The sequence below is a fragment of the Methylobacterium sp. Leaf85 genome (assembly GCF_001422125.1).
GTDB lineage: Bacteria > Pseudomonadota > Alphaproteobacteria > Rhizobiales > Beijerinckiaceae > Methylobacterium > Methylobacterium bullatum.
This window is the reverse complement of the sequence record NZ_LMME01000001.1, coordinates 321,585-347,142: the sequence shown is the minus strand read 5'-3', so window position 1 is coordinate 347,142 and position 25,558 is coordinate 321,585. Positions and strand designations below refer to the sequence as shown.

The following is a 25,558-nucleotide window of genomic DNA, read 5'->3' as shown; positions in this document are numbered from 1 at the left end:
CATGAGCCGAATGACGTCTTTTTAGGCACAATGCCCGATATCGACGCTGCGCGGACGATAGTCGAGGCATTAGCTCAGAACCGCCGCGCTTCACCCATGCTGAGATGGAGTGCCCTGCTGAGACCGCTCATTTCAGTGGGTGTAGGAGGTCGAACTCCGTGGCGAAAGCCGCACCAGGACGGGCCATGCAGCGCTCGACCCACGCATCGAGGACCGGATCGCCCGGTTTGCCGAACCAGGCATAAGGCGAGTGAAGCAGTAGGTCCGCCGCCGTGAAGCGCTCGCCGAAGAGATAGGGCCCCTTGGCGAGTGCTGCAGCGAGCCGCTGTCGCACCTCCACACTCCCGCGAAAAGTCGAAGCGATGGCGGGATGCGTGAGCCCGATCGCTTCCAGCAGCATGACCGGCTCGACCACACCCGAATACCACGCGAACCAGCTGAGATAGGCCCCCCGCTGCGGATGACCCGGCGGGATAGTCAGGCCAGCTTTCGGGTAGAGGTCGGCGAGGTAGAGCATGATCGCGCTGCTCTCCCAGATCGTTACGCCGTCATGAACGAGGAGCGGCACCTTTCCCTCGGGATGGGGATTGCTGGGATCGCACTGGCCGGAGCCGTCCTGGCGCGCGATGGCGACGATTTCCACCGACACCTCGTCGAGGGCGCCGAGCTCGTGCAGCAGCGCGATGATGCGGGTCGAGCGGCTTTTGGGCGAATGAAAGAGGGTCAGCATCGGGGTACTCGTGTTGGCGGGGTCGACACCGATGCTTATAAGCGAGCGCTACTGCCACTCTGCGTCAGTTGAACTTTGGCTCGCACGGACCGCCTCTTCCGACTGCTTCAGGCTCTGCGCATGCTGCCTGCGCCGGTGACGGCGGCCCGGCTGGCGGAGGAGACGGGCGTCTCCCTCCGCTCGCTCTACCGCGACATCGATAGCCTTCGCGCAGCCGGCGCCCATATCGAGGGTGAGCGCGGCTACGGCTACCGACTGATCGAGGACGGGGCTCTGCCGCCGCAGATCTTCGATCGAATCGAGATCGAAGCGCTGGTGCTCGGCTTGTCCGAGGTCCGGCAAATGGGGGATCCGGCGCTGGCGAGGGCCGCCGCCGCAGTGCTCGCCAAGGTGGCGGCGACCCTCCCCGATACCGGCCAACATCACCTGCTCCACGCGGTCTCGCAGGTCCGGCGCTCCGAGGAGCGCTTCGCCCCCTCCCCCGCCACGGCGGTGATCCGCGAAGGGTGCTGGCGCGAAGAGGCGGTGACGATCCGCTACGCGGACGGTGAGGCGCGGATCACGGAACGAACGATCTGGCCGCTTGCCATCGTCTATCTCGACCGCAAGCTGGTGGTCCTCACTTGGTGCTGTCTGCGCGAGGCCCACCGGATGTTCAGAGTGGACCGGATCGCCGCTGCCGAACTCGCGGGCGCGAGCTTCCGGCCGAAACGCGTGGGGCTCCTGCGGGACTACCTCGCTGTGTTGAAGAGAAAGGCCGCGGACGCGCCGGAGGGCTGAGGACCGGAAAGGCGCCCGGGCGAGCGCGATCAAGCGCCGAAGATCGACCAGCCGAGGCGCTTGGTCAGCTGTTCGAGGGCGATCCGGCCAAGATGGGAATTGCCGGATGCGTCGAGGCCCGGCGACCAGACCGCGATCGAAGCCTTTTCCGGTGCCACGGCGATGATCCCGCCGCCGACTCCGCTCTTGCCCGGCAGGCCGACCCGATACGCGAACTCACCCGAGCCGTCGTAGTGACCGCAGGTAAGCATCACCGCATTGATACGCCGGGCTCGCTCAGCCGAGACCACGGAATAACCGGTCATCGGGTTGCGCCCGGAATGCGCCAGGAAACGGGTGGCGTTGGCGAGCTGCCGGCATGACATGGCGATGGCGCAGTGGTGAAAATAGACGCCGAGGGTAAAATCCACCGGATTGTCGAGAACGCCGAAGGATTTCATGTAGTTGGCGAGCGCGATGTTGCGAAAGCCCGTGCGCAGCTCAGAGGCCGCCACCGCCTCGTCGATGATGATCGTGGGATCCTGCGCCAGGAACTGCATGAAACGCAGGATCTCGCCCAGGGCCTCCCTCGGCTGATGGCCCGACAGGATCACGTCGGTGACCGCAATGGCACCGGCATTGATGAAGGGATTGCGCGGAATGCCGCGCTCGCGCTCCAGCTGGACGATGGAGTTGAAGGGACTGCCCGAGGGCTCGCGTCCCACCCGGCGCCAGAGACGGTCGCCGGCCATGCCGAGTGCCAGGGTGAGGGTGAAAACCTTCGAGATGCTCTGGATCGAGAACGGCGTGTCGCTGTCGCCTCCCGCCGCCACGTGACCGTCCGCATCGATGACGACGAGACCGAACGCCTTCGGGTCGACCCGGGCGAGTTCCGGTATGTATGTGGCGACCTCCCCCCGGTCCGGCCTGTCCGCCATCTCCTCGGCGATCTCTTTGACGACGGTGTCGAGGTCGGGCACGGCGGCGTGTTCCTCCGAACGGACGGGAGCTGCGGGTCCGTCAACCAGACCCGCCGGCCACGGCGAGCAGGCTCGCGAGGGCGGCGACGCAACGCAAAGGCCGTTCCGTTCGGGCGGCAAACGGATTAGCAGACCACAGGGCGGCTATGCCTCACCGGTAAAGGTTGTGCCCGGGCTCCGGGCCGGACACAATCGGCGGTCAGGAAACACACAGTGACCGAACGCGCGCATCCCTATTCGTCCTCGCAGCAACTTCAGGCCCTCTCGGCCCTGAATGAGCGGACGCGTGAGATCTTCCGGCAGATCGTCGAGAGCTATCTCACGACGGGCGAACCGGTGGGGTCGCGCAACCTCGCGCGGATCCTGCCGATGGCCTTGTCCCCGGCCTCGATCCGAAACGTCATGGCGGATCTGGAGCATTCCGGGCTCATCTTCGCGCCCCACACCTCCGCCGGGCGCCTGCCGACGGAACTCGGCCTGCGCTTCTTCGTCGACGCCATGTTGGAGATCGGCGATGTCGGCCGCGAGGAGCAGGAGCGGATCGAGGCGCAGATGCGCGCCGCCGCCTCGGGCCACACCTTCGAGAGCGCCCTCGCCGAGGCCTCGTCGATGCTGTCGGGCATTTCGCGGGGGGCGGGCGTTGTCGTCACCACCAAGAGCAACGTCCATCTCAAGCACATCGAGTTCGTCAGGCTCGATCCCGCCCGCGCCCTCGTCGTCCTCGTCTCCGATGACGGCTCGGTGGAGAACCGCCTCCTCGACCTGCCGCCCGGCCTTCCGGCGGGCGCCCTGCAGGAGGCCTCGAACTACCTCAATGCCCGCTTGCAGGGGCGGACCCTCGGAGGCTTGAGAGCGGAAATCGAGGCTGGCCGCGAGGCGATGAAGCGCGAACTCGACGTCATCACCGAGCGGCTGGTCGATGCCGGTCTCGCCACCACGGTCGGGCCGTCAGAGGCCCGCCAACTGATCGTACGCGGCCAGGCGAACCTGCTTGACGACCTGCGCGCGGTGGAGGATCTCGAACGGATCCGCCTGCTGTTCAACGATCTCGAGACGCAGAAGGACGTCATCGAACTCCTCTCCCGCGCCGAGGGCGGCGAGGGCGTCCGCATCTTCATCGGCTCGGAGAACAAGCTGTTCTCGCTCTCGGGCTCATCGATGATCGCGGCGCCGTTCCGGGACGGTTCGCAGAAGATCGTCGGTGTCGTCGGCGTGATCGGTCCGACCAGGCTCAACTACGCACGGATCGTTCCGATGGTGGATTACACCGCCAGGGTGGTCTCGCGGATGCTGGATCGAGGCGGCCGCTGAGGGGCACCGTGCGGGCCGGCTTTGCCCGAGCTACGTGGTCCGGAAAGGCACCGCGCGTTTCTGCGCTTGGGAACCTGCGACACGTCGAGGGCCCGAACGACCAAGCGGTGCCGGTGGCGGAGCGACATGCCTTTCGCCCCGAGCAACAGATCGGTGCAAAAGCTGAAACGTAGAGGCTCCGGATCGGTGATGACAACCGATCCGGAGCCTCTGGACTTACTTTCGCATCATCACGTGGAGGCGGTCGAGCACCAGTATCGCTATGGCCGGCATCGCGGCTACGGACGACAAAGGAAGATGCTTCGCCCTGCGGCGGCTCCCCTCTCGGGGAAACCGCCGATCCGAGATCAGCCGCGAATGACGTCCACGATTTCGTAGGTATCGGGATCGACGATGACGATGTCGTCATCGACGAGGACGTAGCGGTAGTCTTCGTATTCCGGCACGATCCGAACGATATCCGGCGGGAGGTCGTAAAGGGTGTAATTGCGAGCAATGGCTGTCCCCACCGTCAGGGCGAAGGCACCGGCGGCGAGGCGTGGAATGCCGCGACGCAGCACGTTCTGGCGAAACTCCGTCCGCTGCGGAGCACCAAGCCGGCCATAGGCTCCGCGCACGGCGCCACTGTCGCCTCGTCCGCCACGATCTCCACGCCCGCCCCTGTCACCGCGATCACCCTTCTCGCGATCCATCCGCTCGCCACGGTCCGCCTTGCCGTCCTTCATGTCGCGATCGGCTTTGCCGCCTCGCTCCATGCGCTCGCCCCGGTCCGGCTTGTCATCGCGTTCAGGCTTACCATCGCGATCGGCCTTGCCGTCACGATCGGGCCGGCTTGCATCTGTCCTTCCGCCGGCACCCGGGCGTTCACCCTGCTCCATGCGGCCATTCCGGTCGCCACCGCCCCGTTCCATCCCGGCAGCTCCGCCGCGCTCGCCCGCCGGACCGCCACGTTCCCCCGGGGAACCGCCGCGCTCCGAACCGCCTGCCGCTCCACCACGTTCCGCTCCGGCGCCACCGCCGCCACGCATTCCGGCGCCACCGGCCGATCCCGCACCACCCGCGCCGCCACCCCCCGGCGCACCGGCTCCTGCCGCGCCGCCGCCCGCACCGCCTCCACCGCCGGCTCCAGGCCCACCTTGGGCGAAAGCAGTCGCCGCACCGACGACCAGAACGGCAGCCGTCATCGTACTCCGCAAGAGCTTACTCATGTCGATCAGTCCATTCTCATGTGGAACTCAGACGCCGACAGGCGCCGATGCGAAGCCGAAACAGAAAGACCGGCAAAACCGTTCCTCATTTTTTGTAACATGACGCCTCTCATCATGGAGACCGCTACGCTCAAGCACGCTCAAGCTTGAATGATGCGCCTTTCATTGGACGGGCGCGCTCGCCTATCCTTTGGCTCTGAACAGCCAACCGTCCCGGCGCGAAGAACGGCTGACATTTCAAGCGCGCTGTAGAAAAGCCGCGCTTAAGCCCTTGTGAATCTTGGACCGGTGCTTAACGTCGCCGCCCAAGAGACCTACTCCGAAGGTCCTGCTCGAAGTCTGGGAGTCCACATGTCCGATGCTATCGCGATCGATCCTTCGCGGCCCGACGATCCGGAAGATCGCCGTCGCCGCATCTTCGCCATCGTCGGCTCGTCGTCGGGCAACCTGGTCGAGTGGTTCGATTTTTATTGCTACGCCTTCTTCGCCCTCTACTTCGCGCCGGTTTTCTTCCCAGAGGGTGACGATACCAGCCAGCTCCTGAAATCCGCGGCCGTGTTCGCCGTGGGGTTCTTCATGCGCCCCATCGGCGGCTGGTTGTTCGGCCGCATCGCCGACCGTCTCGGCCGCAAGACCTCGATGATGATCTCGGTGCTGATGATGTGCGGCGGATCGCTGATGATCGCCGTGTTGCCGACCTATGCCAGCGTCGGGCACTGGGCTCCCGCCCTGCTGCTGCTCGCGCGCATGATCCAGGGCCTGTCCGTGGGCGGCGAGTACGGCACCAGCGCGACCTACATGAGCGAGGTCGCCCTGAAGGGTCAGCGCGGGTTCTTCGCCTCGTTCCAGTACGTCACCCTGATCGGCGGCCAGCTCCTCGCCTCGCTGGTGCTGATCATCCTGCAGAGCGTCCTCACCGCCCAGCAACTCACCGCCTGGGGCTGGCGCATCCCGTTCTTGATCGGCGCGATGGCGGCTGTGGTCGCCCTGTTCCTGCGCTCGTCGCTCGCGGAAACCGCCACGAAAGAGGACATGGCCTCGAAGGAATCCGGCACCTTCGCCGCCCTCTTCAAGCATTGGCGGGCGTTCTGCGTGGTGCTCGCCTACACCGCCGGCGGCTCCCTGAGCTTCTACACCTTCACCACCTACATGCCGAAGTATCTCTTCAACACGGCGCATATCGACAAGATCACCGCCTCGCAGATCTCCACGGCGGCGCTTCTCGTCTACATGGTGATCCAGCCCTTCTTCGGCTGGTTGTCGGACCGGATCGGCCGCAAGACCAACATGCTGCTCTATAGCGGGCTCGGCACGTTGATGGTGGTGCCGCTGATGACCGCCATCGGCGCCACGACCAACCCGTACCTCTCGTTCGGCCTGATCATGATCGGCCTCACGGTGATCAGTTTCTACACCGGCATCAGCGGCATCGTGAAAGCCGAACTGTTCCCGACCCAGGTCCGCGCGCTCGGCGTCGGCCTCTCCTACGCGGTCGCGAACTCCATCTTCGGTGGCACGGCGGAGATGGTGGCCCTGTATCTGAAGCAGATCGGCTCTGAGAGCAGCTTCTTCTGGTACGTCACGGCGATGCTTGCCATCGCCTTCATCGGCTCGCTGATCATGCCGAACCCCAAGCGTCACGGCTATCTCGACGGCGACGGCACCGTGGAAGAAGCGCTGATGCGCAAGTCGCGCCGGGTGGTGCCGGCCTGAAACGACCAATCCCATCCGCCCTTCCAGGGCGGATGGGGCGATGGCGAAACCAGCTCCTGGGTCCGGCACAGAAAATCGCGAAGCGTCCTGTGCTTATCCAGACTCGCCCATGATCGCCCGCCTCTGCCGGTCGAGTTCCTCGGTGTAGCGCTTCAGCGTGTGGCTCTCGGTGAGCAGGCCGACCACCCGGCGCGAGGCCGGATCGTCCACCACCGCCAACGCCTCGCTCTCGGCGCCATCGAAGGCACAGGCCGCCTGCTTGGCGTTCATGTCGGCAGTGAGGAACACGTCGGCATAGCGTATGGCCTCGGCGAGAGCCGCCTCGCCATCGACGTTAGCGAGGGCATGGGCCTCGGGCACCAGGACGATCCCCGCATAGCGCCCTTCCCCGTCGACCAGCACCACGCGCGAGGGCGAGCCGAGGGGATGGGCTTTCAGGAAATCCCGCAGCGTCATGTCGACCGGTGTGGTTTCGACCTCGCGGCGCATCAACGCCCCCACGGTGAGCGACCGGATCCAGCCGATATCGTGCGCGCTGCGGATGCTTTCGCCGCGAAGGTGGAAGCGCCAGGTGGCGAAGGAATAGCCGAAGGTCTTCCGCACGGTCATCGACGAGGCGATCACGGCCACGAGGACGAGGCCGGTTATGGGAAAGCTGCCGGTGAGTTCGAGGGCGAGGAACGTCATCGTCAGCGGGCCGCCGATGACGGCCACCGCTAGCGCGCTCATGCCGATCACCGCATAGGCGAGCGGCGTGAGGCCGAACATTGTGAGGCTCTCCAGACCGGACAATCCGTGAAGGCCTGACAGGCCGGGGATCGTCTCCGCCACCAACGCGGCGAAGAGTTTCCCCGCAAGGGCGCCGAGGAAGAGGGAAGCGAAGAACAGCCCGCCGCGAAAGCCCGATCCGATGGAGATCGCCGAGGCCGAAGCTTTGGCCACGAACAGCAGCGCCAGGGCACCGATCCCCATGGCGGGCATGTCGACATCGAGGTGGAGATGGAGCGCGCCATGACCGCCGGAGAGAATCTGCGGCGAGACCGCGAGAGCCAGGGCGCCGACGCAGAGACCGCCGAGGGCCGGCGCGAGGAAGGACGGCAGACCGGTCGCCCGCACCCCCTGCTCCACCAGGGTGACGCCGCGCATGATCAGGATGCCGAGCCCGGCGCAGGCAAGACCGAGGGCGAGGCTCGGCAGGGTGTCGATTCCCGTAATCGCCCGGGTCGTCAGGGCCTCGAACCCATTGGCGCTGACGAGGGGGCTTTGCGTCACCAGCGCCTTGGCCACGAGGCTGCCGCACAGGGCCGCCACCACGACCGGTGTCAGGGTGGCAATGGAATAGGTGCCGATGATGAGTTCGAACGCATAGAACGCCCCCGTGAGCGGCGCGCCGAAGGCGGCGGCGATGGCAGCGGCCGACCCGCAGCCCACCAGGGTCCGTAGATCGGAGCGGCGCATTTCGAAGGCGACGCCGAGACGGGAGGCGAGGCTGGCGCAGATCTGGGTGAAGCCGGCCTCGAGGCCGACCGAGGCACCGCTGCCGTTCGAGATCACGTTCTGGGCCGCCACGGCGACGGACCCCTTCACCGAGAGCCGCCCCCCATGCAGGGCATTGGCCTCGATGGGATCGACGATGGGCCGTTGCGGGCCGCCGCGCCAGCGCGCGAGCGCGAAAGCGATGAAGCCGATAGCCAAGCCGCCGATGGCCGGGCCGAACAGGATGAGGAGCGGATCCACATCCGTCGATGCGCTGAGGCGCGCGCCGTGCGGCAGGCGATAGAGGATTTCCCGCAGGCCCTGAGTCGTGAGGCTCATGGCCGAGACGGCGATCCCGGCGATGGTTCCAACGCAGGCGGCCAGGATCACGAGGCCGAACTCGCTGCCGCGCACCAGGGCGCGCAATCGGCCGGGCACGTGAACCAGCATCTCGCCAGCGGGAAATCCACGGCGCGGCACGCTTCTTGGCTTCATCGACCGATGGGAAAGAGTGAGACGAAAGGGGTGGGAAACAGCCGCCACCTTAGGGGGCAAAGGCCGGAGGCGTCGACCGGTTTCCGGTGCGAGCCCGCCTGCGCGCGACAATGAGTTTTCCCCATTCTGCATTCCCTGCGCCGCAGGCGCTTGAAATGCCCGCGGCCTCGGGATACATCGCAGCCCGAGTGCCGCTGTAGCTCAGTTGGTTAGAGCGCTTGATTGTGGATCAAGAGGTCCCCCGTTCGAGCCGGGGCAGTGGTACCATTCGACCTTCCGGGCGCGTATGACGACGCCCGGCAAGGCATCGGGCACGGGTTCGCGTCACGGACTTCCATGAGGTCCGACGGCCGAGACGCCATCCCTCCATCGAAAGTCTGGAATCGGCGATGTCGTAAGTGTCCGATGGACACGGAGCGGGTCCGATCGAGCGCGCGATAGCGCGGCCGTTGCCTCGACTTACGGCCAAGCTGCCTCAAAGCGGCCATCGACGCCACGGGATGAGCACAAGCCTAGCCGTTTTGTCGCCACAACTGTCCTCGTAAATGCCGATGTGCGCCACCACACGGAGACGAGTCGATCAGATGCGGGTTCAGAAGGTCGGATCATCACGAATTTCCCCTCCCTCGCGCCGCTTCGGCGCTGGCGGTGACGTCGCGACATCGTCCGATGCTCTGACCCTCAAGAATCGCGTCGGCCGCGATCATGGCAGCCGCCCCGCGCTCACGCGCTCCGTTATCGCGATGATGCTGGTCGCCGGCGGCCTCAGCGCCGTCGTCCTCAACGGCACGGGCACGAGCGGCTTTGGCGCCGTGGTGCAGTCGGCTCAGGCGATGACCGAGCCGTCGATGCCCAAGCCCAGGATTCAATCGTCGGTACCGGCGGTCCTCGATGCGGCGCCCACCGTGCTCACGGCGTCCTCGGCCTTCGCTGCCGTCCACGACCTCGACACCGAGATCGGCTCCAATGCGGTCGACCGGGTGTCTTACGATTATCTGCTCACCGAGAGCGCCGTCGGCGACCCGAACGACATCCTCGAATTCGGGCCGATGAAGATCCGGCGCCACCTCGTGCAGAAGATCGTCCGCGCGGCACAGGCCGTCCAGACCGACCCTGTCCTGCTGATGGCGGTGGCCGACAAGGAATCGAGCTTCATCACCGAAGTGCAGGCCAAGACCTCCTCTGCCACCGGTCTGTTCCAGTTCATCGAGCGGACCTGGCTCGGCGTCGTGCGCGATTTCGGACCGAAATACGGGCTGACGCAGGAAGCGGCCCTCGTGGTCTCCGGCGACAATGGCAAGCCGAGCGTCGCCGATGCCGCCGAGCGGACCCGCATCCTCGAATTGCGGCGCGATCCCTACCTCGCTGCCCTGATGGCGGGCGAGATGCTCAAGCGCGACGCGGCGCGAATCTCCCTGCGCATCGGTCGCGAACTCACCCTCGGCGAGGTCTACCTCGCGCACTTCCTCGGGCCGGACGATGCCGAGGAATTCCTCGCCAGCGTGGTCGACAAGCCGAAATCCGCCGCGGCACAGATGCTGCCCGGCCCGGCACGCGCCAACCGTACCATCTTCTTCGCGGCGCAGCGCGGTCGTCGCAAGGCCGCAAGCCTGTCGGTGGCCGAGGTTCACGAGAAGTTCGAGACCATGATGAGCACCCGCGGCGCCCGCTACCGCGATGTCCGCTCGCTTTCGGGCGTGATGGCCTATGCCGACGCGTCGGCCGAGTAGGCGCACGACACCGATTTCCATCTTCATGCTGTCCGTCGCCGGCACGGATCACGCGCCTTGCGGCCGCGTTCGCCGCATGCCGGCCCCTCTTGTTGTCCATTGGGGCAACTGACGCCGAACTCCCGACGTTGAGCTTGCAGTCGCGCATGTCGTGCGGGGGCGGATTACGAAAGTCGGAGGGATGACGTGCTCGATCCAAAAGGCCCGTTGAAGGATCGGTCCCCCACGCCGTTCAAGGCCGCTCCCGCCAAGCGCGCCGGTCACGATACGCTCGCGCCCAGCCTCGCTCTGGATCAGATCGGCGAAGCGCTCGCTTCCTTCTATGACGACCTGATCGCCGAGGGCATCCCCGAGAATCTGGCCGCCCTCGTTCGTCAGGTACCTTCGCCGGACGCTGCGGCCGAGCCGGAGCCCGTCGTCTCCGCACCGGTGCGCAAGTCCGGTCGCCTCGCTTTGGTGGTGGAAGACGACGCGTCGACGCAAGGTCTGGCGGTCGCCCTTCTCGATGAGACCGAACTCGACACGATCGGCTGCAGCTCGGCGGAAGAGGCGCTCGCCGTGATGCGGGATCGGGGTGGGGACGTCGCTCTCGTCTTTGCCGATATCCAGCTCTCCGGTGTCATGGACGGCCTGCAGCTCGCACGGGCCGTGGCCATGCTGTGGCCCACGGCCCGCATGGTCGTCACCTCCGGCCGGCGCGCCCCGCGACCGGATGCGTTACCCGAGAGAGTGGTGTTCATCCCTAAACCCTGGCGACCGCAGGACGTTCTGGTGGAGGCCGAGCACGCCACGAGCAATCCTCCGCCGGCCGTACCCTGATCGACGGCTGCGCACCGAGACATCGACTCGGGCCGCACGGTCCTTCATCCAAAAACATCCCTGTCGAGCAGGCTCGCCGACCATTGCCCCGGCGATGATATCCAGGACAATGCTGCGCAGGCGTGGCAGCGGAATCCTGCTCCGCCACGGAGTTGGGCGCACCTCTTGCATTGCGTCGATCCAAGAGAGTGGTACCGACCGGTGCCGCGGAGCCCGTCAACGTGCCGATACTGTCCGTCCGACACATCACCACGTACCGCTACCGCCAGCCCGTCGGGTTGGGCGAGCATCGAATCATGTTCCGGCCTCGCGACAGCTACGACCAGCGCTTGCTCGCCGCGACGTTGAAGATCACGCCGGAGCCCTCGTCCCTGCGCTGGCTTCACGACGTGTTCGGCAATTGCGTCGCGGTGGCCACCTTTCAGGGGCGGGCCTCGTCCCTCATCTTCGATTGCTCGATCACCCTCGACCACACGCCTGAACTGGCGCCGGAATTCCCCATCGCGCCGCATGCGGCCTTCTACCCCTTCGGCTACGGCGCCGACGACATGCCCGATCTCAGCCGTTCCATCGAGCGCGAGCATCGCGACCCGAAGAACGAGGTCGATGCCTGGGCGCGCAGCTTCGTCCCGCCCGCCGGCCGCGTCGGCACGCAGGAATTGCTGGCCGACATGACGCGCCATGTCCGACGCAATTTCGCTTATCTCGCCCGCTCGGAAAAAGGCGTTCAGGATCCCGTCACCACCCTGCGCCTCAAGCGCGGAAGCTGCCGCGATTTCGCGGTGCTGATGATCGAGGCCGTGCGCGCTCTCGGAATGGCCGCCCGCTTCGTCTCCGGCTACCTCTACAACCCGCGCGGGGACCGCAACCGCCATGTGGGCGGCGGCTCGACCCATGCCTGGGTCCAGGTCTACCTGCCGGGCGCGGGCTGGATCGAGTTCGACCCCACCAACGGCATCGTCGGCAACCGCGACCTCATCCGCGTCGCCGTCGCGCGCGACCCGCGCCAGGCGGTGCCGTTGCACGGCTCCTTCTTCGGGTTTCCCGCGGACGATCTCGGCATGTCGGTGAGTGTCGAGGTCGACGAAGTCGAACCGGGTTCCATCGAGCAGCGCACACCGGATCCGATCCTCGTGCGTTGACGACGATCACGCCCCTGTCGTCGGACGACGACCGGGTTCAGACCAGATTTTTACAGACATGGGGCCATTACGATGAAGATCAGGACTGGGTTCGACATCGCCTTCGAATCGGTTCAGCCGACGCCCATGATCCTCGAACTGAGCGTGCACCCGTCACGCATGCCGGATGTGATGACGCCGCATGTCATCAGCTTCAATCCGCCCATCCCCTTCCAGGAATACCGGGACGTCTACGACAACATCTGCACCCGCATCGTCACGCCGGTGGGGCGTCTCGACATCTCGGCCGACTTCACTGTCTATGACACGGGAATGCCGGACGAATACGCTCCCTACGCACAGCAGATCGATGTCCAGAACCTGCCGAGCGACGTGCTGGTCTACCTTCTCGGCAGCCGCTACTGCGACACCGACAAGCTCTCGGAGACCGCATGGTCGTTGTTCGGCGGGACGATGCCGGGCTGGTCACGGGTCCAGGCGATCTGCGACTACGTCCATGACCGCATCCGCTTCGACTATATGCTCGCCGACGCCACGCGCACCGCATGGGACGGCTTCATGCAGAGGCAGGGCGTGTGCCGCGATTTCGCGCATCTCGCCGTCGCCTTCTGCCGCTGCATGAACATTCCCGCGCGCTACTGCACCGGCTATCTCGGCGATATCGGCATCCCGCCCGTCCCCGACCCGATGGATTTCTCGGCCTGGTTCGAAGTCTATCTCGACGGGCGCTGGTACACGTTCGACGCCCGCCACAACACGCCGCGCATCGGCCGCATCGTCATGGCGCGGGGTCGCGACGCCACCGACGTCGCGATCACCACCAACTTCGGATACTCGCACCTCGCCCGCTTCGACGTGCATACCGACGAGGTGTACTGATTTTGGAAGCTCACGTTAACGAGATGTGAAATCTGCATCGGGGGGTGGAACCACCGGCCTACGCTTACGCTTGTATAGCAAAGGTTACCGTACAGCCAAGGCATCCGACCATGAAGACGTTGGCGACCGCTCTTGCAGGCATCATGGGTGCTTGCATCCTCGCTTCCACCCCCGCCCTCGCCGCCTCCTCCTACGATCCGTTCGGAACGGGTGGCGACGATTACTACCCCGAGACCGAGTACGCTCAGCCCTCCTACGATCCCTATGGCTATCAGGGCACCGTCGGTCAGGGCGCTCAGGCCGCTCCCCAGGCCCAGGTCGCGCCGATCCCGCGCGAGATCGTCGGCTTCAACGGCGCATACAAGCCGGGAACCATCGTCGTCTCGACCGCCGAGCGGCGTCTCTACTTCGTCCTGCCGAACGGCGAAGCCATCCGCTACGGCGTCGGTGTCGGCCGCCCAGGCTTCACCTGGTCGGGCACCAAGACTGTCACCGCCAAGCGCGAGTGGCCGTCATGGACTCCCCCGGCCGCGATGATCGCTCGTCGCCCCGACCTGCCGCGCTACATGGCCGGTGGTGTAGAGAACCCGCTTGGCGCACGTGCCATGTATATCGGCAACACCGAGTACCGGATCCACGGCTCGAACGAGCCCGACACGATCGGTCAGGCCGTTTCCTCCGGCTGCATCCGCATGACCAACGACGACGTCACCGATCTCTACGAGCGTGTGAAGGTCGGCGCCAAGGTCGTCGTCCTCAACTGAACGACATCCGGCTCAAGATACAACGCCGCGTCATCGCAGGATGGCGCGGCGCTCTTCGTCGTCGGCTCGACCCTTACGGGACGACGCGCCCCACTGCCGTCTGAGGTGCGCTGAAGGACGCGATTGGCATGTCGCAGAAGCAGCGGGCGCCGAGCGGACGTGGCCCCGGCAGGGGACAGGAATAAGGCTGCGGCCCGGTGATGCCCGATTGAACCGCATCGCAGTTCAGGCCCACGGCCCGGCGGGGCGGGGGGCCGCGATCGTCGTAGTAATCACGGCGCGGCGGCGGACGGTAATAGCCCTCGTCATCGTATTGCGCGCTGGCGGCGCCAGCGGAGAGCACACCAGCCAGAGTGAGGGCCAACAGGCCGAAACGCTGGGCGGAGCGCGAAAAACCAGGTCGCATGGAGGATCGCCCTCTTCGACGAGCCCGAAATCCGGGCGGGGCGCCAGGGTTAGGAGACCGCTCGCCGCGGTGCAAGCGCCGTGTCGCACGTCGTTCGCTGCCGTCGCCGACGGGACTACGGCACCGGCGATCGCGCGCCTTTCAAAGAACCGTGAGGGAGGCGATCGGCAGCCACGCTTCCAGTTCGTCGCCGTCGACGTCGCCATCCACGAACCAGCGGCACAGGGCCTTGTCGTCCACGATTTCGACGACGGTCATGGTCGCCTCGTTGTCGTCCGACCCTACGTAATCACCCGGCTTGATGGTCATCGATCCCCATTCCCCCGATCTGCGCCGCCTGTCGATCCTGAGCTTTAGTCTAGAGGCTCTCGAGCAAGGCTCCCGCACCGCACCGGGCATGGCCTCTGGAGCGATGCGGGAGTTTCTTATGCCGTGCCGGCTCGTCTGAGAACCTGCCTCAGCCTTCGTTGGCTCGATCCGGATCGTCCTTCCGGACATCTGATGTTTGTAGGCCGGGGCGGGCGTCAGGCTGATCTAACCAGGAACCCGACGATCCGGCGGACCAGGGGCAGGACCAGCAGAAGCGTCGGGAACGCCACCACCCAGGACAAAGCCCAGGCCGGCGGCCAATGGTCGAGGAAAGCCGCGTCGGCCCCCAAGGTCTTGTAGGTGGAGATCGCCGAGACGACGAGCGTCATCAGCAGCGAAAGTACCAGCGGCATGATGAGCCACTGACTGCTCTGTGGCAGGCATCCGCGGAGACGGAACGATTGCAGGCGGTTCATGATAACCCGACGTCTGGACCGTAATCCGGGGCAGCACTGACACCGACCGGATGACGGATCGGAAAATGCGTTGCTTGACGTCAGACGCTTACGGCACGCGCTCGGCGCGGCGAAACTTGACTAGGACAGCTTGGCCGGGACCGTCAACAACCGAATATCGAGCCGGATCATCGAGCCCGTCTTCCGAAAAACAGCGAGGCCCGCCTCACCGTGCGGGCGGGGCGGGCCTCTATCGTCGGACGGATCAGATCCGTCGCATTTCGAAACTATCAGGAATTAGCGTTGCGAATGGCCTGCTCGGCATCGGCGCCGGCCTTGCGAGCGGCTTCCGTACCCTGTTCCATCGCCTTGCGGGTGTTCTCGGCAGTCTCCTGCATAGCGGCCTTGGCCTTCTCGGCACCCTGCTGCATGGCGCTCTGCGCCAAGCCACCGAACTCCTTGGCCTGGGCCTGGATCGCAGCGAACTGGCTGCGGACGAACTCGGCCTGATGCTGCATGGCCTCCTGCAGGTCGCGCGAGCGAACCAGCTTCTGGGCGAGGTCGAAGGCGGCATTCACGTTCTGCTCGGCGAACTCGAAGCCGCGAGCGGAGACGTCATGCGCGCTCGTGCGGGCCGTATCGGCCGAGCCATGAACCGTGTCGGCGGTGCGGCGGGCCGCACCGATGAACGAATCGAAAGCCTTGCGGGCCTGATCGACGCTCTTTTCGGCAAAATCGCGCATTTCAGCAGGCACTTCATAGTTCGGGGTGTTGCTCATGTCCGTCTCCTCTGAACTTGCTTGTTGATCGTTTGTTGTGCGCTGCACAATAACACATCGCCTGCCCTATGCCACCCTCGTGCGTGGCATTAAGGATGACAAAAGGTAAACGCGCACCGGCAGCGCTTGGTGTCTATATCGGCGGCGCGTTGCGGGTAAAAAAGGGCGCGAATCACTTACATGCCAGGCGAAACGGGTACGGATGTTCGAAAAAGGGGCTGAAGAACCGACGTCCGGCCCCGAACCGGACCTCGGCGACCTCGTCAGACACTGGAGTGGTGATTCGCGGTTCGGGCTTCGCCTGAGCGCCCCGGATGCCGTTTGGCTCGTGCTGGACGGGACAGCGGAGCGAGTCCTGCTGGCTTCGACGGCGGCGGACGGCCTCGGCCGCGCGATCGGCACCGACGAATCGGGCCGGGTCGATGCAATTCGCCTGTGCGACCAGGTTCGCCCGCGCCGTCTCCCATTGGATCGGCCGACGCTGATGAAGCTTCGGTTCGAAACGCGCCGTCTCGGAGCGGCCACGACCTGCCTCGTATTGCGGACGAAGGACAAGTCGGGGCGCAACCTGCTGATCGTGGCGCTTCTCGACCGCTTGCCGAACCACCGCGCATCGCCACAGAAAGCCATCGTGGAGCCCGCCCTCCCGCAGGCCGCGGAGGCGCCAGATCCCGCGGGCCTGTCCCCGGTCGCGGAAGGCGTGCCTTCGCCGCAGGACACTCCTTCGATGCAGACCGGCCGCCTGGTATGGCGCAGCGATGCCGACGACAGGCTCACCGACATTTCCGGCGCTGCCGCCGCGTCGGTCAAACCGGCGATGCTCGGCCGGACATGGTCCGCCCTGTCACAGACCCGTACGCTCCTCGATGCGGAGGGGCTCCTGCTCGCCCTCGCCCAGCGCCGCACCTTCCGGGCGATCTCCGTCACCCTGCAGCCGGACGGGGCGCCGGATGCGATGGATCTCGACATCTCCGGTACGCCGACCCGGCGCGCCGGAGACGAGTTCTCCGGATTCAACGGCTTCGCCATGGTCCGCCCCTCCGTGTCCCCCTCGGCACAGGATGTCGTGGCGAGCACGGACGATGTGGAAGCGTCCCCCGATCAGTCTCCGAGCGAGCGACCCGTCCCGGAGGCGGCAGGCGGTATCGGCACCTTTGCCGATCCGGCCGAGGTGACGGCCCCCGTCACCTCTCTGTCCAAGAGTACCGGATCGCCCGTTTCCTCCGGGGTTCCGGCAATCGAGGCGGCGGCGCTCCCGCCCGTCGCCGAACCCTCCCCCTTTCTCATCGCAGACGCGGCGAGCCCGGTGGTGGAGGCGGATGCTCCCCCTGCCCCGCCGCCGCTCGTTTCGGAATCCGACGCGCCGCCCGAACAGGTCGAGTTCGCCACCGAGCCTTCGTCCGACGCCCAGAGCGGTTGGCCGACGCTCCAGGACTCTCATCTGTCGAGCCACGAGCATGCGGCGTTCCGCGAGATCGCCCGCGCCCTGGGCGCGCGCTTTGCCGGCGATTCCGAATCCGATGAAGAGGTCACGACGGACGACGAACGCCCGGCCAGTGGATCGGTGACCCAGTTCCCCTCCGCGATGGCGCGCAATGTAGAACCGGCTCCGGAAGGCCCGAACGCCGCCGTGGCGGCGACGCTCGAACGGTTGCCAGGCGGCGTGATGATCTATCGCGACGACAGCGTCCTGTTCGCCAATGGTCGCCTGCTGACCATGGCCGGGTTCGCCGATCTCGCCGAGCTCACCGCGTCGGGTGGCCTCGACAGGCTGTTCGGAGGGCTCATCCCACACGAGCGGTCGGCGGATGGCGCGCCCGCTCTGCTCACCACCCGGGCCGGTGACCGCCTGAGCGTCGATATCCAGGCGTCCGAAGTCGACTGGACCGGCGCGCCGGCCCAGCTGCTCCTCGTCCGCGATGCGGTCGCGGGGGAGCCGGCCCGCGAGCGCGCGGCGATGCAGATCGCCGACGCCTTCGCCGGCGCCCGCGCCGCCGACGCGCAGGCCGTGCTCGACAGCCTGGAAGACGGCGTCGTCACCCTCGACCGGAATGCCCGGATCATCGGGCTCAACCGTAGCGCGGCGGCGACGTTCGGTCTCGACCCGCGCGAGGTCGTCGGTGCCGGCATTCTCAGCCTGTTCGCGCCGGAAAGCGCCGTGGCCGTGCTCGCCAGCGTCCATGGCATCGCCGGCCCGGCACAGGCGGCTCAGTCGCAACCGGTGCCCGATGTCATCGCCCGGGCGGCCGCCGGCATGCTGCCGATGCTGATCCAGGTGGCGCCTCTCGCCGGGCGGGACGACGGCCGCATGGTGATGACCGTCCGGGACGTGCGCGCCACCAGAAGCGTCGAAGCCGAATCCTCGAACGCCCGGCGCGCGGCGGAATATGCCAGCGCGCGCAAGTCGGATTTCCTCGCCCGGATCAGTCATGAGATCCGGACGCCAATGAACGGCATCCTCGGCTTTGCCGACATGATGCTGGCCGAGCCGTTCGGCCCCATCGGCCATGAGCGTTACCGCGACTATCTCGGCGATATCCACGCCTCGGGCACCCACGTCCTCAGCCTCGTCAACGACCTGCTCGACCTCGCAAAGATCGAGGCCGGGCGCCTCGACCTGTCCTTCGAGGAGGTGCCCCTCAACGACGTCGTCACCCATTGCGTGGCGATGCTGCAGCCGCAGGCGATGCGCGACCGGATCGTCCTGCGCACGAGCTTCTCCCACGACCTGCCGCCCCTGGTCGCCGACGAGCGCTCGTTGCGGCAGGCCGCCCTCAACATCATCGCCAACGCCATCGCCTTCACCGAGGCCGGCGGGCAGGTCATCGTCTCCACCACCCTGGCGGACCGGGGCGAGATCGCCCTCCGCGTGCGCGACACCGGGATCGGGATGAGCCCGGACGAGGTGGAGACCGCCCTCGAACCGTTCCGGCAGATCGCCGTGGCGGCCTCGCCCAAGGGGCGGGCGGATGGGCGAAGCACCGGCACCGGCCTCGGCCTGCCGCTCACGAAGGCCCTGGTGGAGGCCAATCACGGAAGCTTCCGCATCGAGAGCCGGAAGGACGAGGGCACATTGGTGGAAATGCTGTTCCCGCCTCAGGCGGTGGTCAGGACCGCCTGACCGTCGAGGCGGGCGCGGACTCGTCTCACGGCCGGGCATCTGCCATCATCGGCGGGCCATGCGGCGTGCCTCGCGCCTGCGACGCGCGGCCTGCGGAGGACCGGGCCCCATGCACTCTCCATGACGAGACGCCTGCCTCCGATGGCCGTGACGGCCCTGATCCTGGCGCTCTGCCTGTCGGCCGAAGCCGCCGAGCCCGTCCGCATGACCCTCCTCACCAACCGCACGGGTCCCGGCGCCGCCATCGGCGCGCGGGTGGCCAATGGCGTTCACGATTACCTGGAGATGCTGAACCAGCGCGATGGCGGGATTGGCGGCGTGCCCTTGCAGGTGGAGGAATGCGAGGTCGCCTCGGAGGTCGAGCGCGCCCGGGCCTGCTACGCCGCCGCGCAGGCGTCCGGAACGGTCCTGATCACGACGCCGGACCGGGGCATCACCCAGGACCTGCTGGAACCGGCCGCGCGCGACAGGATCCCGATCCTGTCCCTCGCCGACGGCTTCCCGGCCGGAACGCGCGGCGACCTGCTTCCATGGGTGTTCAACCCCTCCTCCACCGTGCTCGGCGGCATCACCATCGCGATCCGGTATCTCGCCAATAGGCTCGGCGGCCTGTCCGAACTGCAGGGCCTCTCCATCGGCCTCGTCTACAGCCATGCGGGCGCCGACCCGTCCGCCCTCGTCATCCTGCAGGAACTCGGCGCCCGCTACGGGTTCTCGGCACCGCTCTTCGCCGACGACGAGACCGAGGCCGGCAAGGCCGCCCTGTGGACACGCATCGCCGCCGCGCGCCCGGACCATGTCATCCTCCTCGGCCAGGGCACGCGGAGTGGAGCTTCCATCGAGGAGGCCCTGAAGGTCGGCTTCCCGCCCGACCGGATGATCGCCCTGCGCTGGCCCGATCAGGACGGCATCCGCCGTACCGGCTCGGCGAGCCGCGGCTTCAAGGAGGTGAGCCGCCACGCTTTCGGCGATGCTTTCCCCGCCTTCGATGCCATCGACACCTTCGTCGCCGATCGCGGATTGTCCTCGACGCCGAAGGACGGTTCGGGGGAGACCCATTACAACCGGGGCGTCTACAACGCGGTGCTCGCCGCCGAAGCCATCGCGGAGGCCCAGAGAGCGCGGCGCGGCGCACCGTTGCGCGGCGCGGACGTGCGCCTCGCCTTCGAGGGCCTCTCGATCGACGACAGCCGCTGGAAAGGACTCGGACTGGCGGGCTTTGCCCATTCCCTCACCTTCACCTGCCGCGATCACGGCGGACGGCCTTCCGGCTTCGTGCAGGTCTGGGATGGCGCCAAATGGCTCCGGGTGGCCGAGGGGGTTCCGCAGATGAGCGACATCGTGGATGCGCGCCTCGATGCGGTCGTCGCCGAGTTCCGGACGGCCAACCCGTCGCTGCCGGCCCGCGCCGAGCCCTGCGGGTCGCTTCCCTGACCCGCCCTGGCGTGGCCTACCCGTGCCGACACAGTGTTCGACGACGCCGCTCTTCGGCCGTAAGCAACCCCGGCGCACCCCATCCGTTCTTCCGCGACAGATGGAGAAGCGCGATGCGTACAACCCTGAGACTTCTGGCCGCCGGACTTTTCATGGCCGGAGCGACCGGCGTCCTGGCCCAGACGGCCGGCACCTCGACGACCGGGCAGAACCTCGACTCGGCCGGCGCCTTCCGCAACATCACCCCCACCGGCGTCACCAAGCCCCCCGGCGCCGCGGCCGCGCCCGACACGCCGGTGAAGCGTGACGACGGCGGCAAGCGGCCCAAACCGGAAGGTTCGGGCATCAAGGGGATCTGTATCGGCTGCAACTGACCTGCAGGCCACCGCTGGCGAGGAGTATTCCCCCAATTGGGGGGTGCCGGCGCTGTTGGATCATGCCCCTTCGCGCTTGCGGTAAATCTGCTCCTGCGCATAAGAACAAGGTGGAAGTCCCGGCTGCGCGGTTTTCGCGATACGATCGGGCACCAGCAGGGAAAACGTCATGGACGAGAAGGTGGTCGACGTCCGCGCGGCCTGGATCGACGGCGCGCATGTGGACGATGCCGGGTATCAGGCGATGTACAAGGCCTCGGTCGACGATCCGGCTGCGTTCTGGGGCGAGCACGGCAAGCGGATCGACTGGTCGACGCCATACTCCACCGTGAAGAACACGAGCTTTGCTCCGGGCAACGTCTCGATCAAATGGTTCGAGGACGGCAAGACCAACGTCGCCTACAATTGCATCGACCGCCACCTCGCCACCCGTGGCGATCAGGTGGCGATCATCTGGGAAGGTGACGACCCCAACGAATCCAAGCACATCACCTACCGCCATCTTCATGCGGAAGTCTGCCGGATGGCGAACGTGCTGCGCAACCGCGGCGTCGGCAAGGGTGACCGCGTCACCCTTTACCTGCCGATGATCCCGGAAGCGGCCTATGCCATGCTGGCCTGCGCCCGGCTCGGCGCGATCCACTCCATCGTCTTCGGCGGCTTCTCCCCGGATTCCCTGGCCGGCCGCATCGAAGGCTGCGCCTCGAAGCTCGTCATCACCGCCGACGAGGGTCTGCGCGGCGGGCGCAAGGTCGCGTTGAAGGCCAATGTCGACGCCGCCATCGCGCGGCTCGGCAAGGATGCGGTGGACCATGTGATCGTCGTGCGCCGCACCGGCACTGCCGTGCCGATGGAGCCCGGCCGCGACGTCTATTACGACGAGGCCGCCGCCCAGGTCACCGATGATTGCCCGGCCGTGGCCGTGGAGGCGGAGCACCCGCTCTTCATCCTCTACACATCAGGCTCGACGGGCCAGCCCAAAGGCGTGGTCCACACCACCGGCGGCTACCTCGTCTACGCCGCCATGACGCATCAATACGTCTTCGATTACCGCGAGGGCGAAGTCTACTGGTGCACGGCCGATGTGGGCTGGGTCACGGGCCACAGCTATATCGTCTACGGGCCGCTGGCCAATGGCGCCACGACCCTGATGTTCGAGGGTATCCCGACCTACCCGTCGACGTCGCGGTTCTGGGACGTGGTGGACAAGCACAAGGTCAACATCTTCTACACCGCTCCCACGGCGATCCGCTCGCTCATGGGCGGCGGCGAGGGCCCGGTGAAGAAGACCTCGCGGGCCAGCTTGCGCGTCCTCGGCTCGGTGGGCGAGCCGATCAACCCGGAAGCCTGGGACTGGTACTACCGCGTGGTCGGCGACAGCCGTTGCCCCATCGTCGACACCTGGTGGCAGACCGAGACCGGCGGCATCCTCATCACCCCGCTTCCCGGCGCCACCAGGCTGAAGCCCGGCTCGGCCACGCGCCCGTTCTTTGGCGTGCAGCCGCTGATCGTCGATGCCGAGGGCAAGGAACTCGACGGCCCCTGCGAGGGCAACCTCTGCATCAAGGATTCCTGGCCGGGCCAGATGCGCACGGTCTATGGCGACCACGAGCGGTTCGAGCAGACCTACTTCTCCACCTATCCGAACCTCTACTTCACCGGCGACGGCTGCCGCCGGGACGCTGACGGCTATTACTGGATCACCGGTCGCGTCGACGACGTCATCAACGTCTCGGGCCACCGCATGGGCACGGCGGAGGTCGAATCCTCCCTCGTCGCCCATCCGAAGGTGTCGGAAGCGGCCGTCGTCGGCTACCCGCATTCCATGAAGGGACAGGGCATCTACGCCTACGTCACCCTGATGGAGGGCGAGGACGGTTCGGACGAGTTGCGCAAGGAGCTGGTGGCCTGGGTCCGCAAGGATATCGGCCCCATCGCCTCGCCGGACCTGATCCAGTTCGCCCCCGGCCTGCCCAAGACCCGCTCCGGCAAGATCATGCGCCGCATCCTGCGCAAGATCGCCGAGGACGAGTTCTCGTCGCTGGGCGACACCTCGACCCTCGCCGAGCCGGCCGTGGTCGACGACCTGATCGAGAACCGGCAGAACCGCGCGGACTGATCGTCAAACTCCCGCAACGAAGCGGCGCATCTCGAAGGAGATGCGCCGATCGCGTCCTGGCCGGATCCCGAGCCGTCGCTTCCGTTCGACCTGACGATATCGTGACCCTGCGACGCTTGCGCTGACGCGCCTCGGGACATGAGACAGGATCGGCAGACTTAAGCGCACCCGCTCCTTCATCGCTACAGTATTCGTCGAGACCGAGACCCCGTTCAGAAGGGTCGACGCTCCAGGGAAAGGTACGCCATGTCCGATATCGAGACTGCGCGGATTGCGCAGAACCCGCGGTTCAAGGAGCTCGTGCACGAACGCACCCGCTTCGGCTGGACGCTGACCATCCTGATGCTGCTGGTCTATTTCGGCTTCATCGGCCTCATCGCCTTCGACAAGTCTTTGCTCGCCCTGAAGATCGGGAGCGCCACGACGTCCCTGGGCCTGATCCTCGGTGTCGCCGTGATCGTCTTCGCCTTCATCCTCACCGGCATCTACGTCCAGCGCGCCAATGGCCGCTTCGACGAACTGACCGCCGCGCTCAAGCGGGACCTCGGCCGATGATCCGCTCCGCCCACCCCATCGCCCTCGGCACCACCCTCGCGGTCATTCTCGCGGGTGCCGCCTATGCGGCCGGCCCGGATATCGGCGCCGTCACGAAGGCCCAGACGAACTGGCCGGCCATCGGCATGTTCGCGTTCTTCGTGCTCTTCACCCTCGGCATCACCTACAAGGCGGCCAAGGGCACCAAGTCGGCTTCCGACTTCTACGCCGCAGGCGGCGGCATCTCGGCCGGCACCAACTCGCTGGCCATCGCCGGCGACTACATGTCGGCCGCCTCGTTCCTCGGTATCTCCGGCCTCGTCTACACCTCCGGCTTCGACGGGCTGATCTACTCCACCGGCTTCCTCGTGGGCTGGCCGATCGTGCTGTTCCTCATCGCCGAGCGCCTGCGCAACCTCGGCAAGTTCACCTTCGCCGACGTGGCGAGCTTCCGCCTCGACCAGACCTCGATCCGCATCATCTCGGCGGTGGGCACCCTCGTCGTCGTGGCCTTCTACCTGATCGCCCAGATGGTCGGCGCGGGAAAGCTGATCCAGCTCCTGTTCGGGCTCGAATACCTCTACGCCGTGGTCATCGTCGGCGTGCTGATGATCGTCTACGTGGCCTTCGGCGGCATGAAGGCGACGACCTGGGTCCAGGTGATCAAGGCCTGCCTGCTGCTGGGCGGCGCCACCTTCATGGCCGGCGCGGTCCTCTACAAATACGGCTTCAACCCGGAGGCCCTGTTCTCGGCGGCCGTCGCCACGCACCCGAAGGGCGACGCCATCATGGCGCCCGGCGGCCTCGTCTCGAACCCGATCGAGGCGATTTCCCTCGGCGTCGGCCTGATGTTCGGCACCGCCGGCCTGCCGCATATCCTGATGCGGTTCTTCACGGTCTCCGACGCCCAGGCCGCCCGCAAGTCGGTGTTCTATGCCACCGGCCTGATCGGCTACTTCTACATTCTCACCTTCATCATCGGCTTCGGCGGCATCGCCCTGCTGATGTCCGACCCGGCCTATTTCAAACTCGATCCGGCCGGCGCCTTCGACAAGCTCAAGGGCATGGTCGGCGGCACCAACATGGTCGCCGTGAACCTCGCCAATGCCGTGGGCGGACCGTACTTCCTCGGCTTCATCTCGGCGGTGGCCTTCGCCACGATCCTCGCGGTGGTGGCCGGCCTGACCCTCGCGGGCGCATCGGCGGTGAGCCACGACCTTTACGCCAGCGTCATCGCCCGCGGGCGCAGCAACGAGACCTCCGAGGTCCGGCTCTCGAAGATCTCGGCGGTCGTCATCGGCATCGTGGCGATCTATCTCGGCTACGTCTTCGAGAACCAGAACGTCGCCTTCATGGTGGGCCTCGCCTTCTCGGTGGCGGCGAGCTGCAACTTCCCGATCCTCACCATGTCGATCCTGTGGCGGGGCACGACCACCTGGGGTGCCCTCATCGGCGGCTTCGTCGGCCTTTTCGCGGCGGTCGGCATGGTGATCCTGTCGAAGGCGGTGTGGGTGACGACCTTCGGCAATCCGGTGGCGATCTTCCCCTACGACAACCCGGCCCTGTTCTCGATGCCGCTCGCTTTCCTCACGATCTATGTGGTGTCGAAGCTCGACAATACTGCAAGGGCCAAGCGCGAGCGCGCATTGTTCGAACAGCAGTTCGTGCGCTCGGAGACCGGGATCGGAGCCGACGGCGCTCACGCTCACTGACGGTTTCAAGATCATTCGACAAATGCTTGAAAGGGCGCGGCGGAAGCCGCGCCCTTTCTCATTCATGGCATCCCGCCGGGCGGCGGCCCGATCAATCGGCACCAAAGTGACACGTTTGCATAAAAACGTGAGTATCCTTGTGCCGTACAGCTTTTTCACTCTTGGGCGAAATCATGGCGTGAGGTAGCGTCGATCGCTCTCTTTTCCGTGAGCGGTCAGACCAGCGCGCGCCAGGACTAGGGCGACTGCGAACGCCGACGCAGTGCCCAAGTCTCTGAAGTGTTGAAAGCCAGGCCTGCAAAAGCCTGG

General features: G+C 66.4%; 23 protein-coding genes and 1 tRNA gene. 15 read left to right on the top strand and 9 right to left on the bottom strand.

Features of this window, described 5'->3' with window-relative positions; translation table 11 throughout:
- Positions 1–127: 127 nt before the first annotated feature.
- Positions 128–730, bottom strand: a complete 603-nt coding sequence (locus tag ASF08_RS01560) for a glutathione S-transferase family protein (RefSeq protein WP_056140368.1) — start codon at positions 728–730, stop codon at positions 128–130.
- 75 nt (positions 731–805) lie between these two features.
- Here ASF08_RS01560 and ASF08_RS01555 point away from each other — a divergent pair, with 75 nt between their 5' ends.
- Positions 806–1,510, top strand: coding sequence for a helix-turn-helix transcriptional regulator (locus ASF08_RS01555; RefSeq protein WP_056140366.1), 705 nt, complete (start codon positions 806–808; stop codon positions 1,508–1,510).
- Between the two features lie 29 nt (positions 1,511–1,539).
- Here the strand turns inward: ASF08_RS01555 and ASF08_RS01550 are convergent, their stop codons facing one another.
- A complete protein-coding gene (locus ASF08_RS01550) occupies positions 1,540–2,469 on the bottom strand; it encodes a glutaminase (protein ID WP_082473002.1) in 930 nt (309 codons plus the stop codon).
- Positions 2,470–2,682: 213 nt separating this feature from the next.
- Here ASF08_RS01550 and hrcA point away from each other — a divergent pair, with 213 nt between their 5' ends.
- Positions 2,683–3,780, top strand: coding sequence for a heat-inducible transcriptional repressor HrcA (gene hrcA, locus ASF08_RS01545; RefSeq protein ID WP_056140363.1), 1,098 nt, complete (start codon positions 2,683–2,685; stop codon positions 3,778–3,780).
- Between the two features lie 347 nt (positions 3,781–4,127).
- On the opposite strand, the gene ASF08_RS26085 is transcribed toward hrcA, so the two are convergent.
- Together ASF08_RS26085 and ASF08_RS26080 are read right to left on the bottom strand one after the other, a co-directional pair.
- Entirely contained in the window at positions 4,128–4,505 is a 378-nt protein-coding gene (locus tag ASF08_RS26085; RefSeq protein ID WP_308444979.1) for a DUF1236 domain-containing protein, read from the bottom strand.
- Positions 4,502–4,939 (bottom strand): hypothetical protein, encoded by a 438-nt coding sequence (locus ASF08_RS26080; RefSeq protein WP_338011730.1) that lies wholly within the window; start codon positions 4,937–4,939, stop codon positions 4,502–4,504. Before ASF08_RS26080 ends, ASF08_RS26085 begins: the two co-directional genes overlap by 4 nt.
- A 400-nt stretch (positions 4,940–5,339) precedes the next feature.
- Here ASF08_RS26080 and ASF08_RS01535 point away from each other — a divergent pair, with 400 nt between their 5' ends.
- Positions 5,340–6,701: an MFS family transporter gene (locus ASF08_RS01535; RefSeq protein ID WP_056140357.1), complete on the top strand. Its 1,362-nt coding sequence runs from the start codon at positions 5,340–5,342 to the stop codon at positions 6,699–6,701.
- A gap of 93 nt (positions 6,702–6,794) precedes the next feature.
- Here the strand turns inward: ASF08_RS01535 and ASF08_RS01530 are convergent, their stop codons facing one another.
- Complete coding sequence (locus ASF08_RS01530; protein WP_056140354.1) at positions 6,795–8,627, bottom strand: chloride channel protein; 1,833 nt, start codon at positions 8,625–8,627, stop codon at positions 6,795–6,797.
- A 235-nt stretch (positions 8,628–8,862) separates the two neighbouring features.
- Between ASF08_RS01530 and ASF08_RS01525 the strand changes: the two genes are divergently transcribed.
- The 6 genes from ASF08_RS01525 to ASF08_RS01500 all read left to right on the top strand — a co-directional run bounded on the left by ASF08_RS01525 (position 8,863) and on the right by ASF08_RS01500 (position 14,006).
- Positions 8,863–8,939 (top strand) — tRNA-His (locus ASF08_RS01525).
- Between the two features lie 317 nt (positions 8,940–9,256).
- A complete protein-coding gene (locus ASF08_RS01520; RefSeq protein WP_018045134.1) occupies positions 9,257–10,402 on the top strand; it encodes a transglycosylase SLT domain-containing protein in 1,146 nt (381 codons plus the stop codon).
- Between the two features lie 207 nt (positions 10,403–10,609).
- The gene (locus ASF08_RS01515; protein ID WP_018045135.1) at positions 10,610–11,221 is read left to right on the top strand and encodes a response regulator; all 612 of its coding nucleotides are present in this window, start codon (positions 10,610–10,612) and stop codon (positions 11,219–11,221) included.
- A 221-nt stretch (positions 11,222–11,442) separates the two neighbouring features.
- Positions 11,443–12,363: a transglutaminase family protein gene (locus ASF08_RS01510; protein ID WP_056140840.1), complete on the top strand. Its 921-nt coding sequence runs from the start codon at positions 11,443–11,445 to the stop codon at positions 12,361–12,363.
- 72 nt (positions 12,364–12,435) lie between these two features.
- On the top strand, positions 12,436–13,242 hold the full coding sequence (locus ASF08_RS01505; RefSeq protein ID WP_018045137.1) for a transglutaminase-like domain-containing protein: 807 nt from the start codon (positions 12,436–12,438) through the stop codon (positions 13,240–13,242).
- 110 nt (positions 13,243–13,352) lie between these two features.
- Entirely contained in the window at positions 13,353–14,006 is a 654-nt protein-coding gene (locus ASF08_RS01500; RefSeq protein ID WP_056140351.1) for a L,D-transpeptidase, read from the top strand.
- A gap of 73 nt (positions 14,007–14,079) precedes the next feature.
- On the opposite strand, the gene ASF08_RS23610 is transcribed toward ASF08_RS01500, so the two are convergent.
- The 4 genes from ASF08_RS23610 to ASF08_RS01490 form a co-directional block, all read right to left on the bottom strand.
- Entirely contained in the window at positions 14,080–14,412 is a 333-nt protein-coding gene (locus tag ASF08_RS23610) for a hypothetical protein (RefSeq protein ID WP_018045139.1), read from the bottom strand.
- A gap of 141 nt (positions 14,413–14,553) precedes the next feature.
- On the bottom strand, positions 14,554–14,721 hold the full coding sequence (locus ASF08_RS25235; RefSeq protein WP_187273350.1) for a hypothetical protein: 168 nt from the start codon (positions 14,719–14,721) through the stop codon (positions 14,554–14,556).
- A 215-nt stretch (positions 14,722–14,936) separates the two neighbouring features.
- The gene (locus ASF08_RS01495; protein WP_373321320.1) at positions 14,937–15,134 is read right to left on the bottom strand and encodes a DUF2798 domain-containing protein; all 198 of its coding nucleotides are present in this window, start codon (positions 15,132–15,134) and stop codon (positions 14,937–14,939) included.
- Between the two features lie 332 nt (positions 15,135–15,466).
- Positions 15,467–15,955 carry a phasin gene (locus ASF08_RS01490; RefSeq protein ID WP_026176167.1) on the bottom strand — a complete coding sequence of 163 codons (489 nt, stop codon included), beginning with the start codon at positions 15,953–15,955 and terminating at the stop codon, positions 15,467–15,469.
- Between the two features lie 328 nt (positions 15,956–16,283).
- Here ASF08_RS01490 and ASF08_RS01485 point away from each other — a divergent pair, with 328 nt between their 5' ends.
- From ASF08_RS01485 to ASF08_RS01460, 6 genes are all read left to right on the top strand, one after another.
- Positions 16,284–19,076 (top strand): ATP-binding protein, encoded by a 2,793-nt coding sequence (locus tag ASF08_RS01485; protein WP_162238933.1) that lies wholly within the window; start codon positions 16,284–16,286, stop codon positions 19,074–19,076.
- Positions 19,077–19,217: 141 nt separating this feature from the next.
- Positions 19,218–20,510, top strand: a complete 1,293-nt coding sequence (locus tag ASF08_RS01480; RefSeq protein ID WP_056140340.1) for an ABC transporter substrate-binding protein — start codon at positions 19,218–19,220, stop codon at positions 20,508–20,510.
- 113 nt (positions 20,511–20,623) lie between these two features.
- Positions 20,624–20,884, top strand: coding sequence for a hypothetical protein (locus tag ASF08_RS01475; RefSeq protein ID WP_056140337.1), 261 nt, complete (start codon positions 20,624–20,626; stop codon positions 20,882–20,884).
- A 169-nt stretch (positions 20,885–21,053) separates the two neighbouring features.
- On the top strand, positions 21,054–23,003 hold the full coding sequence (gene acs / locus ASF08_RS01470; protein ID WP_056140334.1) for an acetate--CoA ligase: 1,950 nt from the start codon (positions 21,054–21,056) through the stop codon (positions 23,001–23,003).
- Positions 23,004–23,249: 246 nt separating this feature from the next.
- The gene (locus tag ASF08_RS01465; protein WP_018045146.1) at positions 23,250–23,558 is read left to right on the top strand and encodes a DUF485 domain-containing protein; all 309 of its coding nucleotides are present in this window, start codon (positions 23,250–23,252) and stop codon (positions 23,556–23,558) included.
- Positions 23,555–25,249, top strand: a complete 1,695-nt coding sequence (locus tag ASF08_RS01460) for a cation acetate symporter (protein WP_056140331.1) — start codon at positions 23,555–23,557, stop codon at positions 25,247–25,249. Before ASF08_RS01465 ends, ASF08_RS01460 begins: the two co-directional genes overlap by 4 nt.
- The last annotated feature ends 309 nt before the right edge of the window (positions 25,250–25,558 follow it).